Origin of the sequence: Marinobacter sp. M5B, from assembly GCF_042604615.1 — a bacterium.
Taxonomy (GTDB): Bacteria; Pseudomonadota; Gammaproteobacteria; order Pseudomonadales; family Oleiphilaceae; genus Marinobacter; species Marinobacter salarius.
The window spans coordinates 4,155,153-4,169,417 of record NZ_CP156894.1 but is presented as its reverse complement, the minus strand read 5'-3'; the positions used below and the strand labels follow the sequence as shown (position 1 = coordinate 4,169,417).

General features: G+C 57.3%; 20 protein-coding genes. 3 read left to right on the top strand and 17 right to left on the bottom strand.

What is annotated here, in order from left to right:
* Nucleotides 1–17 precede the first annotated feature (17 nt).
* Both bla and AAGD24_RS18950 read right to left on the bottom strand, forming a co-directional pair.
* Entirely contained in the window at nt 18–875 is an 858-nt protein-coding gene (bla, locus tag AAGD24_RS18955) for a class A beta-lactamase (RefSeq protein ID WP_041333013.1), read from the bottom strand.
* A complete protein-coding gene (locus AAGD24_RS18950; RefSeq protein WP_379865979.1) occupies nt 876–1,544 on the bottom strand; it encodes a DNA-3-methyladenine glycosylase I in 669 nt (222 codons plus the stop codon).
* An 81-nt stretch (nt 1,545–1,625) separates the two neighbouring features.
* Between AAGD24_RS18950 and AAGD24_RS18945 the strand changes: the two genes are divergently transcribed.
* Both AAGD24_RS18945 and AAGD24_RS18940 read left to right on the top strand, forming a co-directional pair.
* Entirely contained in the window at nt 1,626–1,805 is a 180-nt protein-coding gene (locus AAGD24_RS18945; RefSeq protein WP_036211340.1) for a DUF2897 family protein, read from the top strand.
* Between the two features lie 157 nt (nt 1,806–1,962).
* Nucleotides 1,963–3,243 (top strand): MHYT domain-containing protein, encoded by a 1,281-nt coding sequence (locus AAGD24_RS18940; protein WP_158498352.1) that lies wholly within the window; start codon nt 1,963–1,965, stop codon nt 3,241–3,243.
* On the opposite strand, the gene AAGD24_RS18935 is transcribed toward AAGD24_RS18940, so the two are convergent.
* The 7 genes from AAGD24_RS18935 to AAGD24_RS18905 form a co-directional block, all read right to left on the bottom strand.
* Nucleotides 3,207–3,887: a hypothetical protein gene (locus tag AAGD24_RS18935; RefSeq protein WP_305936422.1), complete on the bottom strand. Its 681-nt coding sequence runs from the start codon at nt 3,885–3,887 to the stop codon at nt 3,207–3,209. The two genes, AAGD24_RS18940 and AAGD24_RS18935, sit on opposite strands and share 37 nt — an antisense overlap.
* A gap of 23 nt (nt 3,888–3,910) precedes the next feature.
* Nucleotides 3,911–4,396, bottom strand: a complete 486-nt coding sequence (locus tag AAGD24_RS18930; RefSeq protein ID WP_379865977.1) for a hypothetical protein — start codon at nt 4,394–4,396, stop codon at nt 3,911–3,913.
* Nucleotides 4,397–4,416: 20 nt separating this feature from the next.
* Nucleotides 4,417–4,776 (bottom strand): VOC family protein, encoded by a 360-nt coding sequence (locus AAGD24_RS18925; RefSeq protein WP_379865975.1) that lies wholly within the window; start codon nt 4,774–4,776, stop codon nt 4,417–4,419.
* Nucleotides 4,777–4,780: 4 nt separating this feature from the next.
* Complete coding sequence (locus AAGD24_RS18920) at nt 4,781–4,981, bottom strand: hypothetical protein (protein ID WP_036211335.1); 201 nt, start codon at nt 4,979–4,981, stop codon at nt 4,781–4,783.
* 45 nt (nt 4,982–5,026) lie between these two features.
* Complete coding sequence (locus AAGD24_RS18915) at nt 5,027–5,404, bottom strand: nuclear transport factor 2 family protein (RefSeq protein ID WP_041333026.1); 378 nt, start codon at nt 5,402–5,404, stop codon at nt 5,027–5,029.
* A gap of 117 nt (nt 5,405–5,521) precedes the next feature.
* Nucleotides 5,522–6,118: a glutathione S-transferase family protein gene (locus AAGD24_RS18910; protein ID WP_126811126.1), complete on the bottom strand. Its 597-nt coding sequence runs from the start codon at nt 6,116–6,118 to the stop codon at nt 5,522–5,524.
* A gap of 19 nt (nt 6,119–6,137) precedes the next feature.
* Nucleotides 6,138–6,584, bottom strand: a complete 447-nt coding sequence (locus AAGD24_RS18905; protein ID WP_126811129.1) for a VOC family protein — start codon at nt 6,582–6,584, stop codon at nt 6,138–6,140.
* Between the two features lie 132 nt (nt 6,585–6,716).
* Between AAGD24_RS18905 and AAGD24_RS18900 the strand changes: the two genes are divergently transcribed.
* The gene (locus tag AAGD24_RS18900; protein ID WP_379865973.1) at nt 6,717–7,619 is read left to right on the top strand and encodes a LysR family transcriptional regulator; all 903 of its coding nucleotides are present in this window, start codon (nt 6,717–6,719) and stop codon (nt 7,617–7,619) included.
* Between the two features lie 40 nt (nt 7,620–7,659).
* Here AAGD24_RS18900 and AAGD24_RS18895 read toward each other — a convergent pair whose 3' ends face one another.
* The 8 genes from AAGD24_RS18895 to mutM form a co-directional block, all read right to left on the bottom strand.
* Nucleotides 7,660–7,902, bottom strand: coding sequence for a DUF1272 domain-containing protein (locus tag AAGD24_RS18895; RefSeq protein WP_379865971.1), 243 nt, complete (start codon nt 7,900–7,902; stop codon nt 7,660–7,662).
* A gap of 95 nt (nt 7,903–7,997) precedes the next feature.
* On the bottom strand, nt 7,998–8,249 hold the full coding sequence (locus AAGD24_RS18890; protein ID WP_126811138.1) for a hypothetical protein: 252 nt from the start codon (nt 8,247–8,249) through the stop codon (nt 7,998–8,000).
* A gap of 750 nt (nt 8,250–8,999) precedes the next feature.
* Nucleotides 9,000–10,532, bottom strand: coding sequence for a phosphoenolpyruvate carboxykinase (locus AAGD24_RS18885; RefSeq protein ID WP_317307563.1), 1,533 nt, complete (start codon nt 10,530–10,532; stop codon nt 9,000–9,002).
* A gap of 175 nt (nt 10,533–10,707) precedes the next feature.
* A complete protein-coding gene (hslO, locus tag AAGD24_RS18880) occupies nt 10,708–11,562 on the bottom strand; it encodes an Hsp33 family molecular chaperone HslO (RefSeq protein ID WP_036211310.1) in 855 nt (284 codons plus the stop codon).
* Nucleotides 11,563–11,623: 61 nt separating this feature from the next.
* A complete protein-coding gene (hslR, locus tag AAGD24_RS18875; protein WP_036211307.1) occupies nt 11,624–12,031 on the bottom strand; it encodes a ribosome-associated heat shock protein Hsp15 in 408 nt (135 codons plus the stop codon).
* Between the two features lie 41 nt (nt 12,032–12,072).
* Entirely contained in the window at nt 12,073–12,762 is a 690-nt protein-coding gene (gene yrfG, locus AAGD24_RS18870) for a GMP/IMP nucleotidase (protein WP_379865968.1), read from the bottom strand.
* A gap of 77 nt (nt 12,763–12,839) precedes the next feature.
* Nucleotides 12,840–13,172, bottom strand: a complete 333-nt coding sequence (locus AAGD24_RS18865) for a hypothetical protein (protein WP_036211301.1) — start codon at nt 13,170–13,172, stop codon at nt 12,840–12,842.
* A gap of 189 nt (nt 13,173–13,361) precedes the next feature.
* Entirely contained in the window at nt 13,362–14,186 is an 825-nt protein-coding gene (mutM, locus tag AAGD24_RS18860) for a bifunctional DNA-formamidopyrimidine glycosylase/DNA-(apurinic or apyrimidinic site) lyase (protein WP_036211298.1), read from the bottom strand.
* Between the last annotated feature and the right edge of the window lie 79 nt (nt 14,187–14,265).

Below are 14,265 nucleotides of genomic sequence, written 5' to 3'. Positions count from 1 at the left end.
GCAGCTGTTGCTGGCGATCAGAAGTGCTTCACAATAGCGCCCCCGAGGTCTCTGATAGCGCCATTACGTTCATCAAAAGACGCATCGGTTTGCGTTATATAGATCGCGATCACCAGAGGCGGGCGATGGGGTGGCCACAGCACGGCAGTGATTGAACGGGAGCCGTGGCCGCCGGCTCCAGAGCGGTCTCCGATTGTCCAGTCCGGTGGTATCGCTGCCCGGAGCAAGTTGTCACTGACACGGTTGCCTTTGAGCCAGGTAACCAGAGTATCCCGGGAACCTTTGGATAGCGCCTCACCAAGTACCAATTTGCGGAGGTTCGCGACCATCGCCTTGGGACTTGTGGTATCTCGCAGGTCGCCCGGCGTGGCCTCATTGAGTGAGGTTTCCGTCCGGTCCAGCCGCGTAACGGTATCGCCCAGATCGCGTGCATACGCGGTAACGCCGTCGGGGCCATCAATGGCCCCCAGTACCAGATTGGCGGCGGTGTTGTCGCTGGTGGCCATGGTCGCTTCACACAGCTCCCGCAAACTCATACCTGCCTCTTCCTCTGCACGTGTCTCAGTGACCGGTGAATAGGTCACCAGATCGTCCTTGCTGAAGATCACTCGCCGATCCAGATCAACAGTGCCGTTATCCACCTTTGCCAGCAACGCCGCACAGGCCAGGGTTTTGAAGGTGCTTGTGATGGGGAAACGGTCATCGCCGTGATAGTCCCAGGATTCTCCAGTCCCGGAATCATAGAGGGCGATGCCCACGCGTGCGTCCAGGCGCTGTTCCACGGTTTTCACCGCCTCAAGCAACGGGTTGGCGTGGACCAGAGAAAGCGTGGAGGTCATCAACCAAAGGGCGAGCATTAACAGGGCGGAACGCATCTAATCTCCCACTGAGTAAGACAGAATTCGCGACAGATGGCTGTAGGGCAGGCCAGTTTCCTTATGCCAGTCGTTGAAGGCCTGCTGTGCCTGCATCAAGGCCTTTTTGCTGCCGTGGCTGGCATCCAGCCGTTCCTCCCGATGCAACCCGGCGGCCACATCCGACGACAGGATAAAGCCATCCCAACCTACACGGCGCAGGAAATATTGGGCGGTGTTGCCGCCAAGGCGGGCGCCGTGGCGTTTGAACCACATCAACAAGCCGACCTGATCGTGCGAAGGCCATTGGCTCAGGAAGGCTCCAAAGCCACCGTGCTCACGGGCGCCATCCACAATCATCCGGGCGTTGTCCGGCACCGTTCGGATTTTCTGCATGTTGCGCACAATGCGTTCATCCTGTGCCAGATCCTCCAGCACTTCTGGCGGAACCTGCTGCCAGTACAGCGGCACGAACCCCTTGAAGGCATCTTCAAATCCCGGCCATTTGTTCTCGATCACTCGCCACACGAAACCGGCCTTGAAGACGCAGCGTGTAACCTCGGACAGGTAGCGGTCGTCAGCCATGGCTTCAAGCTCACCGGGCGCCGCAACCCGGGGCAATATGGCGCGTAGCTCGACTTCGCCGCCTTTGCGAGCGGCTGCCTGATTGTAAATTCTGGAGAAGGACATCGTAATTTCCGGAATCCGGTTGTCGGGTTGAAGGCGTGTGGTCCACTATAAGGTAAATGGGTTCAATGAAGGAGCCAAGCCATGCCACTTATCGGATGGGTTTTTGTCATAGTCGCGCTGGCCCTGGTGGTCGGCAGCCTCTTCGTGCTGCGGGACAGCGCCAACAGTATGAAGATCTCTGACGAAAAGATGAAAAAGATTCAGGAACGCAAGGCCGAGGTAGAAGCTGAGGAAAGTGCGGAGGACCGGGAGCAGTGGTAATTTGCTGTCCCCGTTAGACATTTCACGAAAATTCACATTGTCGATGAAACGGTAGCGCAAGAGCCCCGTATCTCTGATGAATTTCTCATTTCACGGCAGTTTGGCCATTGGCGAAACCGGTCGTGAACAGTGTTCATCCAGAAAAACGGGTTTCAGAATGACGGGATATTACGATTACACCCTGGTGGCCGCCTCCTTTGTGGTTGCGGTACTGGCATCGTACAGCGCGCTCTACTTCGGCGCACAGCTTGCTACGCTCGAACAGGCAAAAGCCAGGCTATGGCTGGCGCTCGGGGCTCTGACGATGGGAACCGGGGTCTGGGTCATGCATTTCGTAGGCATGCAGGCCTATGTGATGCCGATGGAAATGAGCTACGACCTCACCATTACCCTGATTTCCTGGGTTGCCGCTGTGGGTGCTTCGGGACTGGCCCTGCATATCATCGGCAAGGACCGCGCGGGCCCGCTGCAGATCGTTATCGGCAGCCTGTTCATGGGCGGCGGTATTACGTCCATGCATTACGTCGGCATGGCGGCCATGGAGATGGAGCCGGGGATGCGCTACGACCCGGTTCTGTTCAGTGCTTCCGTTGTCATTGCGGTCGGGGCCTCGGGTGTGGCCATGTTCATTTGCCGCCGCTTGCAGTCAGTACAAGGCCTCAAAGGAACCGCCCTCCAGCTCGGCGCCGCCCTGGCCATGGGCGTGGCTATCTGTGGAATGCACTACACGGGCATGGCTGCCATGATCTATCCTGAAAACGCCATGCCCGCTGCAGACAATCTGCTATCGGGTGATTGGCTGGGTGCCCCGCTGGCCCTGTTCAGTGGCGTATTGATCCTGGTCGCTCTTTTTGCCTCCGCCAATGACGTCAAGCAGCGCCGGAACGCTGAAATCCAGGCGCTGGAGGAATCCCGGCGTGTCGAGCGCAAAGCACTGTACGATTCGACCACAGGACTGCCCAACCGGGCCAGCCTGGCGAATCATCTGGTCAAGGAACTGGCAAGGAGTGAAACCGACAAACACGAGTTCGCTGTGCTCTACCTGGAGGTTGCCAACCATCGGGAGATTCCCGACAACCAAGCTGAAGACGCAATAGCCGCCCTGGCCAGAACCGTGAGGACAGCCTTCGATGAAGGAACCTACCTGGCACGCCATTCAACCAGTGCGTTCGTGTTGCTCGTGACAAACCCCGCAGACGACAAACACAAAGACCTGTATCAGCGCCTTCGGAATCTTCCGACGGAAACAGAAAGTGGCGTTACACTTGAACTTCGAGCCGGGCAGAGCGTGTTCCCCAACTCCGGGCGTAATAGCCGGATGCTGATGAAAAAAGCGATGGAAACCTCAGAGCTTCGAAAGCTGGGGCTCGCCAGCATGAACGAAGAGGTAAAATCGGCGGATTACTTCGAGGCGCGTTCAGCATTGCCGGAAACATGATGCTGGCGGGTTAACGACGCCAGTTCATTTTGCAGCGGATCCAGCAACCGGGCCCTGACGGTAGGATGCACTCGCGATTCCGGGTAGCAAATGACCAATCGAACGTGGGATATGTGTTCGTCCTTCGGGAAAACAATATTCTCAACGTACTGGCCTGATTGGCTGGCTTTCATCAGGTTGCGCTCAGGCTTTTGATCGGACCCAAGCCGGTCGCCCTCTGAGAAAAAATTAAGGCACCTGGAGACGTTGGCCGGCGCCTTGCGGGGGTTGAATCCCCATTGGGCCGGCAACGTTCGGCCCAGGCCGCCTGCCGCAATGGTCACAACCAGGTCGACTGTGATGTTACGCCAGGCGAGTTCACGTGCCACCTTGATCACCTCGAAACCGCCCTGACTATAGCCGACGATGGCTATCCTGCGGTTGGCGCCAGCTGCTTCGCTTAAATCGTCCGCGATGGCTTTCGTGGGATGCAAATGGCTGTACATCGTTGTGTCGTGGTAACCGGACTCCCTCATCATGCGAAGCAGGTGTTTCCGCATAAGGTCATGGCCCATAAGGCCGTGAATCGCCGCCACCTTTGGCCCATTGAAACCAGGTTCAACTGCCGGGTAGTCCGGTGCCTGGGGAAAAGGAATGCGTATCATCGACTGCTTTTCTCTCTATTGGGCTATTGGGAGGAGCTTTGATCCACCAGCCGAATCGCAACACCGGCATGCTTCGCCCCGGCTTTAGTTTGGTGATGGGATTCGAAAAGACTTAACCATTGGCCTGCTTCCAGTACCAGCGTCCCCTGGCCCGCGAGGTTGCCATCACGGGTTGTGTATTCACTGGCATAGGTGAGCTGGAATGAACCAGAAGGCTTTTCCACCGGGCTGATCTCATATCCCATGGAGAGTGCCCGCGAAGCAACAAAGTTACTGTGTTCGGTTGTGACTGCTCCCACCCTTAGAACCCTTGACTCATCCAGAAACTCCGGCAGCACATCGCCTGGGGCGCCGTTAGGGGTGGTGGCACGACACTCACAGTAGCGGATTTCGAGAAGCAAAGGCTTGCTGCCGAGGTAGTCCGAAGCCGTGGGCTGGCCGGCTAACGTCAGGTCAGGGAGGGTGAAAAGTGCTAGCAAGCTGATATTGCGCAATGTCTTCCTTGGCATTTGGGGCTCCTAAAGATTGTTTACACCACTGGCTCAGACCAAACGGCATATTCATTGCCATTGGGGTCCGAGAAATGAAAACGGCGACCACCCGGAAATGAAAAAATGTCCTGCACGATGGCACCGCCCGAGGACGTCACTTTTTCAAGGGTGGCTTCCAGGTTGGTACTGTAGAGGACTACCAGGGCACTTCCGTTGCTGGTGGTGGCGACCTTATCCGATTTGAAGAAGCCACCGTCCAGCCCGGCATTCTCAATAGCAACGTATTCCGGCCCGTAGTCTACAAACGACCAGCCAAACGCGCTGGCAAAGAACCGTTTCGTGACGTCAAGATCCCGTGAAGGGAGTTCAACATAGTTGATCTTTCCGGTTTCTTTCATGTCCCTAATCTCCCTCGACGACGGCTTCCCGTTCCCTCTCGTACTCATCGTACGATTTGTTGGAGCGCGCCATACACTCTTCGTACTGAGCCGGCGGAACCGTATTACATTCCTGTCGGTTGTTGTGCTGGATGTTGTCGTAAACGGCCTTGTTGCTGCATCCAGCTACCGAAAAAATGAAACACGCCATCAAAACTCTGTGCATGATTTTTACCGTCCCTAGAAGGTAGCTTTGGCGCAGCTACCATTTTCAGTTGGCGGAAGGCAGGTTGCCTCCCAGCATGTTCTCAACCACCGCCGCATTGTAGAAGGCTTCAACCGTCTGAATCTTATCGTTGCGCACGCGGAACCAGACGGCCAGCCGCACATCCCCAATCGGTTCAAAGTGGGTCTGGTAATCCAGAATCGCGAATACGTGCTCCCCGTCGGCACTGAGCTGCCGGAGGACGAGGTCTTTCTGGATGGCGGCCATACCGAACTGGTAGGACAACATGTCATCCGGACTGAGGAAGTGCATGTTCGGCCCCACATATTCAAACCCGTCGGCAACCAGCCACGCTTTTGCCTCATCAAAGCGATGAGCACGGGTATCGGCGATGAACTGCTCCACGACGTCTTTTGGCTGCATGTACAGACTCCATTCCAAGACAGGACGATTTAAGTGCCTGGATCTGCGTAGATTGCATTGTTCTGCCACCCAGATCAAAGCATAGCGATTATTGTTATCGTCGTGGAGTCTTAAACCTTATTTAATCCCTGGCATCCCGATGTATCCAGGCAGCGATTTTATACGGTCGATCCAGGCCTGGATGGCTGGGTATCGCTCGAGTGTTACGCCACCTTCCCAGCCCGTTGCGACGTAAGGAAACACGGCACAGTCGGCAATGGTGGGCCGGCCCAGTGCCAGCCATTGATGTTCGCTGAGATGTTTCTCGATCAACGGAAGAACTTTAGCACTGACGTCCAGTGCGCGCGCCTTGTCCAGCGGGTACCCGAACTTGTCGATCAAACGGGCGGCGTTTGGGCCAGCGTGAATCTCGTTGGCGGCGGTCGACAGCCACTGCATGACTTCGCCCTGCTGTGCTGCGCCGTCTGGCCACCACTGGTTGCCGCCGTATTGGCGAGCCAGATACACCAGAATCGCCTGAGAGTCGCGCAGAACAACGCCATCATCGGCCAATACCGGCACCTGGCCCCAGGGATTGAGTGCGATAAACGGTGATTGTTTGTGATCGCCACCCGGGAGATCCACCGGTTCCAGTTCCAGATCAATGCCTGCTAATGCAGCAAACAGACGAACTTTGTAGCAGTTACCGGACAATTCCAGATCGTATAGTTTCATGGCATGTGCCTCCTGAGCGTTAATGGTTGTTGCTGGTGGGTGTGCTGGCGGGCCCTGATTCAGGCAATAACTGATTGAACTCCAGTACGTTCCTGTCGGGATCACGAATAAACAGCGTGATCCGGCGCGGGCCGAGACGGTGGATGCCTTCGGTAATGGCAATGCCTGCCTGATCAAGCCAGTCTTTCAGTGCGTAAAGATCGTCGACCACAAAGGCGGGATGGGTCACACCGGGTAGCTTGACCGGCTCATCCAGCAACACGTTCCGGGCGTGGGGTAATCGCGTGGCGTTGAAGATCAGGTTGATGCGCACGCCGTCTGGCGTTTCCATTTCATTGGCTTCGTACTTGTCGAAGCGGCGTATCTCTTGGAACCCGAGTTGTTCATAGAAGGCCACGGCCTGTTGGCGGTCGCTGACCCGGATACCGACGTGATCGTACTGGCGAATCGGCTGGGGTTGTTTCATGACAGGCTCCGAATGAATGACGTTGTGCCATCAGTAGACGCCTTCACGCGGATTCAATAAATGCCGTCCACCTGTTAGGATTATTCAGGTTTTTGCACAAATCCCTGCCACACGCTGCGACGGTGCCCGCCGATGGACAAACTCAAAGCCATGAGTACCTTTGTCGCCATTGTGGATCAGGGCAGCCTCTCCGCAGCCGCTGACAAACTGGACCGATCCCCGGCCGCTGTCGTGCGAACCCTCGCCAGTCTGGAGCAGCACCTTGGTGTTCGCTTGCTCAATCGCAGCACCCGCCGTATCGCGCTTACTGATGAGGGGCGCGAATACCTCGATCACTGCCGCCGTATTCTGGCGGACATCCAGACCGCAGAGTTCCAACTCGATAGCCGGCGCGCCGACCCCGCTGGCAAGCTGACGATCACTGCGCCTGTAACGTTTGGCCGTCTGCACATCGCACCATTACTGAACCAATGGCTGAAACAGAACCCCGCCATGAGCGCGGAACTGATCCTGCTCGACCGCATCGTCGATGTGATAGAGGAAGGTTTTGATCTGGCCCTGCGCATTGGTCACCTGGCTGACAGCTCACTGGTGGCGAGACAGGTCGGCAGTACGCCCTATGTACTCTGTGCGAGCCCTGAGCTCATCGAACAGCGCGGCCTGCCCAGTCATCCCGAGCAGCTATCAGACTGGCCGACCGTGGGGTTCACGCCTGCCGGCGAGGTGTGGCAGTTTCAGGTAGAGGGAGAGCTGTGGGAGCAGCGCATTCATCCCGTAGTCAGCGCCAACCAGATTGACACCGAACTCGCCGCCGCCCGGGATGGCCTGGGCATATGCCGGGTGTTAGGCTACCAGGCGCAGGAGGATTTTAAGCGCGGCACTTTGGTACCCGTGTTGGCGGAATACAATGCCCCGGCGTTGCCGGTGCAGTTCGTGTTTCCGCACAGCCGTTTGCTGTCACCGCGAGTGCGGCAATTTCTGGATGCGGTGGTGGGGCCGTTGCAGGAACGGTTGAGTCGGGTATCTGGCAACTAACGGAGATACCAGGATCTTCCTTGGCTCAAAGGTAGGCGGGCTAGGGGGTGCAACCACCAGCCTTGACCACACGTTGCGTTGACGCTGGATATTTACCCAGCAGTGATGCCGGGCGAATGGGGCGGGGCGAAAAATTACCACCGCAGTTGGGACACTGATTAGCCAAAACGCCAGATGCGCAGGATTTGCAGAATGTGCATTCAAATGTGCAGATGACAGCCTCAAGGGAGGCCGGCGGTAAATCCTTGTCACAGCACTCACAGTTGGGTCTCAATTCGAGCATAAAATTCTCCGTGCTGGTTCATAGCGCTTGGCTTTGCGGCGTACCGGAGCGCAGGTGCGTCCGACAACCGTCACTCGTTAAGAGCTGGGGAGGACCTATACATCAGAACCCCCAACATCGTCACTATCAGTGGTGCTTGAGATAGAGTCGTCTGGCTCACCATGGCTGAACATATCTGGAGCGAGTATTAGAAAGGTAAGTACGCCCGCGCCGATACAAAAAAAGACAAGGGGCACGGACCAACTTAATTCTTCGCCAGCCTTAAACTGCGCAACCAAGTCAGACAATCCGTAGACCACCATTACAAACGAAACGATGTATAAAATTCCTCGGGTTGCGCCCTGCATAGCCAACTTCCCTGTCTTCAAAACCTAAAAGAGGCGTGATCGCCCTTGACCGTGACAGCTCAGAAAAAGAGCTGAGTAGTTCAGCCTTAAATGCACTTAACGCCGCTCAGCACGCGCGGTTTTGAAATGGAGGCGCAGCCGCAATGTAAAAGCCGTCGCCGTGGCTGGCATGGTTAAGTGTTCACTCCCTCGCAGCCACTTCATAGTGTTTTTCTCCCACCCAAACATGAAGAAAGCTCGGATCTTGGCGAACATGAACTGATGAGCAAGGAAAGAATACAATCTGCTCCCACTCAGGGCCTGGCGCCCCAAGCATTCTAATCTGTCCATACCCGCCTTTCTGGAATCTTATATGGTTTCCCTTCCCGCAGCTCCCGCACTCAAACCAAATCGTTGCCATTTCGGGCCAGCTAAACAGGCTTTTAGCTAGCGCCTCCCCTAATCCGAACTCTTCTTGGCAATGCAGACATTTCATACGTGACACTTAACAGCAGTTAGACCGACGTCGCAGTGATTGCGAAAATGTGACCGCTTCATGATTCCATCCAATCACGGTGTGTTCGTGCGTCAACGATCAAGGTAAACAACAGCTTAGCCTACACCTCACCGTGCCGCCATGTAGTATCGAGGCAGTCACCGTTCTCCCAATCATATCGGCCTCACGCTCATGGTTCAGCGGCAGGTTGTCTGTCCGAGCACAAAAAAAGCGCCGTGCTCATAGAGCAGGGCGCTTTTTCAGTAAAGGCGGGCTTATACTTTCGGCCCGGCCTCCACAATGGCGTCGGAAACATCAAACTTCTTGAAGTTTTCCACGAACTGGCCAATCAGCTCGGCGGCCTTGGCATCGTAGTCCTCCTTGCTGGCCCAGGTGTTGCGCGGGTTCAGCAGGTTGTTGTCCACGCCTGGTACGTCGACCGGCACGTCCACGTTCAGAGTGGGCAGGTGTTCGGTCTCGGTATCGTCCAGGTCGCCATTCTGGATGGCGGCGATGATGCCGCGGGTGGTGGGGATACTGAAACGCTCGCCCACGCCGTAGGGGCCGCCGGTCCATCCAGTGTTCACCAGGAAGACCTTGCTGCCAAACTCATCCATGCGCTTCATCAGCAGTTCGGCGTAGACGCCGGCCGGGCGCGGGAAAAACGGCGCGCCGAAGCAGGTGGAGAAAGTGGCTTTCAGCTTGGAAGAAGAGCCCATTTCGGTGGAGCCCACCAGCGCGGTGTAGCCACTGAGGAAGTGGTAGGCCGCGGCTTCCTTGCTGAGGATGGACACGGGCGGCAGTACGCCAGTCATGTCACAGGTCAGGAAGACGATGTGTGACGGCTCGCCGGCGCGGTTCTCAATAACGCGCTTCTCAACGTGCTCCAGCGGGTAGGCGCAGCGGGAGTTTTCGGTGAGGGAGACGTCGGTGTAGTCCGGTTCGCGGGTCTCCGGGTCGATGGTGACGTTCTCAACGATAGCACCGAAGCGGATGGCGTCCCAGATAATGGGTTCGTTCTTCTGGCTCAGGTCGATGCACTTGGCGTAGCAGCCGCCTTCAATGTTGAAGACGGTGCCGGGGCCCCAGCCATGCTCGTCGTCGCCGATCAGGAAGCGATCAGGGTCGGCGGAGAGGGTGGTCTTGCCGGTGCCGGAGAGGCCAAAGAACAGGCAGGTTTCGCCGTCTTCACCAACGTTGGCGGAGCAGTGCATGGGCAGCACGTCTTTTTCCGGCAGCAGGAAGTTCTGTACGGAGAACATCGCCTTTTTCATTTCGCCGGCGTAGTGCATGCCTGCCAGCAGTACCTTGCGCTTGGCAAAGTTGATGATCACACAGCCGTTGCTGTTGGTGCCATCGCGCTCGGGCACGCACTCAAAATTGGCGGCGTTGAGGATCTGCCACTCCTGCTTGTCGGCCGGGTTGAAGCTGTCAGGGCGAATAAACAGGTTCTGGCCGAAGAGGTTCTGCCAGGCGGTTTCGGTGGTCATGCGCACTGGCAGGTAGTGTTCCGGGTCGGAGCCAACGTGTACCTGGCTTACAAAGCTGTCTTTCTCGGCGATGTAGGCTTCAACGCGATCCCAGAGGGCATCAAACTTGTCCGCATCGAACGGGCGGTTGATGGGGCCCCAATGGATATCGTCAGAGGTACTGGGCTCTTCGACGATGTAGCGGTCTTTCGGGGACCGGCCTGTACGTTCACCGGTTTTGACCACCAGAGAACCATTTGCGGCCAGTTGGCCTTCGCGTCTTTCCAGTGCCAGCTCAACCAGTTGTGCTGCACTCAGATCATTATAAGTGTTACTCACTTCGACCTCGCCCTCGGGATGTGATCGTGATTACTCAGGCCGTCCCCCCTAAAAATTGACGGAAATCTGAGCAATCGGGTCAATTCAGGCGCGCTATTATGCCAGAGACGCCGGTAAAAAACGACTGCCCCGGAAACCGCTCTACGACTGGCTTCCGGGCCGTTCAGCCGGGTGTTCAGTGTAACGTATGGCCGGTGAAAAGGTGATCAATATCATTTCTATCGAAGCGATAGTGTTGATGACAGAACTGGCAGTCCATTTCGATGGAACCCTGCTCGTCGAGGATACTGTAGCACTCCTCCTTGCCGATGGATTCCAGGGCGCCCAGCGTTCGCTCCCGCGAGCAGCTGCAACGGAAGGCGACGGGCTCGGCATCGAACAGGCGCACAGTTTCTTCGTTGAACAGGCGATGGAGCACGGTTTCGCTGTCCAGGGTCAGTAGTTCTTCGGCTTCGACGGTGCTGGCCAGGTGGTTAAGGCGATCCCACAGGTCGGAATCCTGTTCGGTGTCGCCGGGCAGTTTCTGCAGCATCAGGCCGGCGCTGCAGTTTTCATCGGCAAACAGGAAAAAGCTGGTGGGGATCTGCTCGGAGCGTTCGAAGTATTCTTCCAGGCAGCCGGCCAGGCTTTCCTCTTCCCGGGGCACCACGCCCTGGTAACGCTGGCCTTTGTCCGGGGAGATGGTGATGGCCATGCGGCCCTCGCCCAGCAGCGCATTCAGGGAGTCCTCGGTCACGGCGTGTTCGTCGTAGCGGGCCAGGCCGCGGATGAAACGATCATGGCTGCACTCCGCCATCAGTGTGCGCAGCGGGCCGTCGCCCTGGGCTTGCAGGGATAGGGTGCCTTCAAACTTGAGGGTGCTGCTCATCAGCACGCTGGCCACCAGGGATTCCCCCAGCATGCGCCGCACGGACGCGGGGTAGGGAGCCTGGTTGCCAATTTCACTATAGCTGTCGTTCAATTTCACCCAGGCTCCCCGGACCTGGCTGTCTTCAAAAATAAATCGCTGGAACTGGTCCCGGGATGCCATTGGTATTTCTCCTGAGCGTTAAAGTCGGAAACGGTAATCATTGGGGCGGGAAACAGGAATGCTAGAGCCCGTTCTGTTCCCGGAAGCGTTGTATATCCCGTCGGTCTTTCTTGGAAGGCCGTCTGGCCGGGGGTAGCTGCGCCGCCTGCATGGTTTTGCGCTGCCACGAGAGTTCTTCCCGGCGTTTCACGCTGTCGTCGGTTTCGTGATAGAGCTTCTGGGCTTCGGGGGCGCCCCGGCGCCGGTCACTGATGTCGTCCACCACCACAATGCATTCCTGCCAGCCCAGCCGCAGGGTCACTTTGGCGCCGGGCTCCACCAGTTTTCCGGGTTTGGTTCGCTGGCTGTTGTAGTGAACCTTGCCCCCTTCGATGGCTTGCTTGGCGAGGTTGCGGGTTTTGTAGAAGCGTGCTGCCCACAGCCATTTGTCGAGTCTTACGCGGGTGTCGTCAGTGGTGGTTGCCGTCATGTCTCCTCACCTGATGAGCGTATACGCATAGTATAGCTGGCTCACTGGCCGGATGGCAGGGGTTGGCGCTGACGCAGTGCCGGCAGGATTTCATCAAAATGATGAATCGAGGGGATGTCGGGGTGCCGGTCGCGGGCGGGCTGCCTGCTGTCTGGTGCCAGAATGGCAAGGCACTGGGCGATGCCAGCGGTGCGGGCGCTTTCCAGTACCGGGAAGCTGTCGTCCACCATCAATGTTGCGGCGGCCTGATAGGCTTCCAGCCCGGCGAGGTCCTGCCAGAAGGCGGGATTTTCCTTGGGTTTGCCCAGCTGGTGGCTCGAGATGATGTTGTCCACCCGGCTGTCCAGGCCGGTGCGCTGAAGCTTCAAGCTGAGCGGGTCCGGATGGCAGTTGGTGACAATCACGGAGCGCAAACCGATATCACGGACGGCATCGAGAAAATCCGTCACATGCGGGCGGTAGCCAATGCGTTCGCCCACTTCGGCCTTGAGCCCGGTGATGTCCATGTCCAGCCGGTCGCTCCAGTAGTCGGTGCAGTACCAGTTCAAAGAACCACGTTCGGCCATGATCATCGGAATGATAGTGTCACGGGCTTCTTCCGGGCTGAGATTGTTGTACTCGGCGTAACGCCTGGGCAGGTGCTCGAGCCAGAAATGGTTGTCGAAATGCAGGTCGAGCAGTGTTCCGTCCATATCCAGGAACACCGTCTCAAGGGAGTGCCAGTTCACCATAAACAAAAACAGCCTGAAGTTGGTTAAACGTCAGGCTGCCGAAGAATGCGCAAATTGGCAAGGCGGGTTTTTACGGATCAGTTACCGCTTTGTTCAATGGGCTGTTGTTTCCTGCCGGTGCGAGTACAACCGAGGCAGCGAACAAAGGTGGCTTTGGCCGGGCCAACAACCAGGACTTCGCCGGCTTCCGCTGCGTTACCGCCCAGTGCGGAGAACGGCAGGGATACCAGGTAAACCACGCTTCCCACGATGGTGGTGGCAAACAGGGCCGGGCGAACAAACAGCGCATCGCCTGTCATTGCCAGTGCTGTAGGTTCTTCGTCGATGGCTTGAGCGTGGCCGACGGAGGAAAAAGCCAGCAGGCAAACCGCTACGGCTGTAATAACGATGTGGGAAATCTTACCGGTCATTTCTTGTTTCTCCTGAGCTTACCTTAGCTTGTCGGCGTTCTGATCTGGCCGATGGTCGCCCTGCCTTGGATGGCTGACGATACATATACCGCACAGTGTAGCTTACGATTATGGATACTCTGTTAACTATGAATCATATTTGCGTATTTTCAAACGATTTTTCTGTTTCATTAGTTGTCTGGCCGCCGTTCAGCGCTGGCATTTTCCGCAGTAAACCGTCGAGCGCTGGTTCATCCGGATTTCCTTCAGCGGATGGCCGCACTCGCGGCAGGACTCGCCATTGCGGCCATACACCAGCAGCGACTGGGCAAAATAGCCCGGTTTGCCGTCGCTGTTCACAAAGTCCCGCAGGGTGGTTCCACCCATGAGAATGGCCGCACTGAGCGTTTCGCGGATGGCTTCCACCAGGCGGTTGTAGCGGTCCAGGCTGATGCGGCCGGCGGCGCGACGGGGGTGGATGCCGGCCTTGAACAGGGCTTCGTTTGCATAGATGTTGCCCACGCCCACCACCACATGGTTGTCCATGATGAAGGATTTTACCGGTGTCTTCTTGCCCCGCGAGAGTCGATAGAGCAGGCGCCCGTTGAATTCCGGTGCCAGGGGTTCCGGCCCCAGGCTGGCGATCAGTGGATGCTGGTCCGGTGTTTCGGACCAGAGCCAGCAACCAAAGCGGCGGGGGTCGTTGAAGCGCAGGCGAATGCCGTTGTCGAGTGTCAGTTCCACGTGGTCATGAAGTAGGGGCTCACTCTGATCGGTGATCACCCGCAGGCTGCCGGACATGCCCAGGTGCACGATCAATGTTCCGGCAACGGTGGCCGAGCTTACGCCAATCAGCAGGTATTTGGCCCGGCGGTCCACGGTGTGGATGACAGAGCCTTCGATCAGTTCCGCGAGGTTGCCCGGCACGGGCCAGCGCAGGCGCCCGTCGCGCACGGTTACCTGAGTGATGGTCCGGTTTTCACAATGGGGGGCGATGCCGCGTCGGGTGGTTTCTACTTCGGGCAATTCGGGCAAAGGGATATACTCCAGCGGCACGGGCGGTAACGGATAAGTGTAATCGGTAACAAATTCGCATCCAAATGCGGTTGTTCGG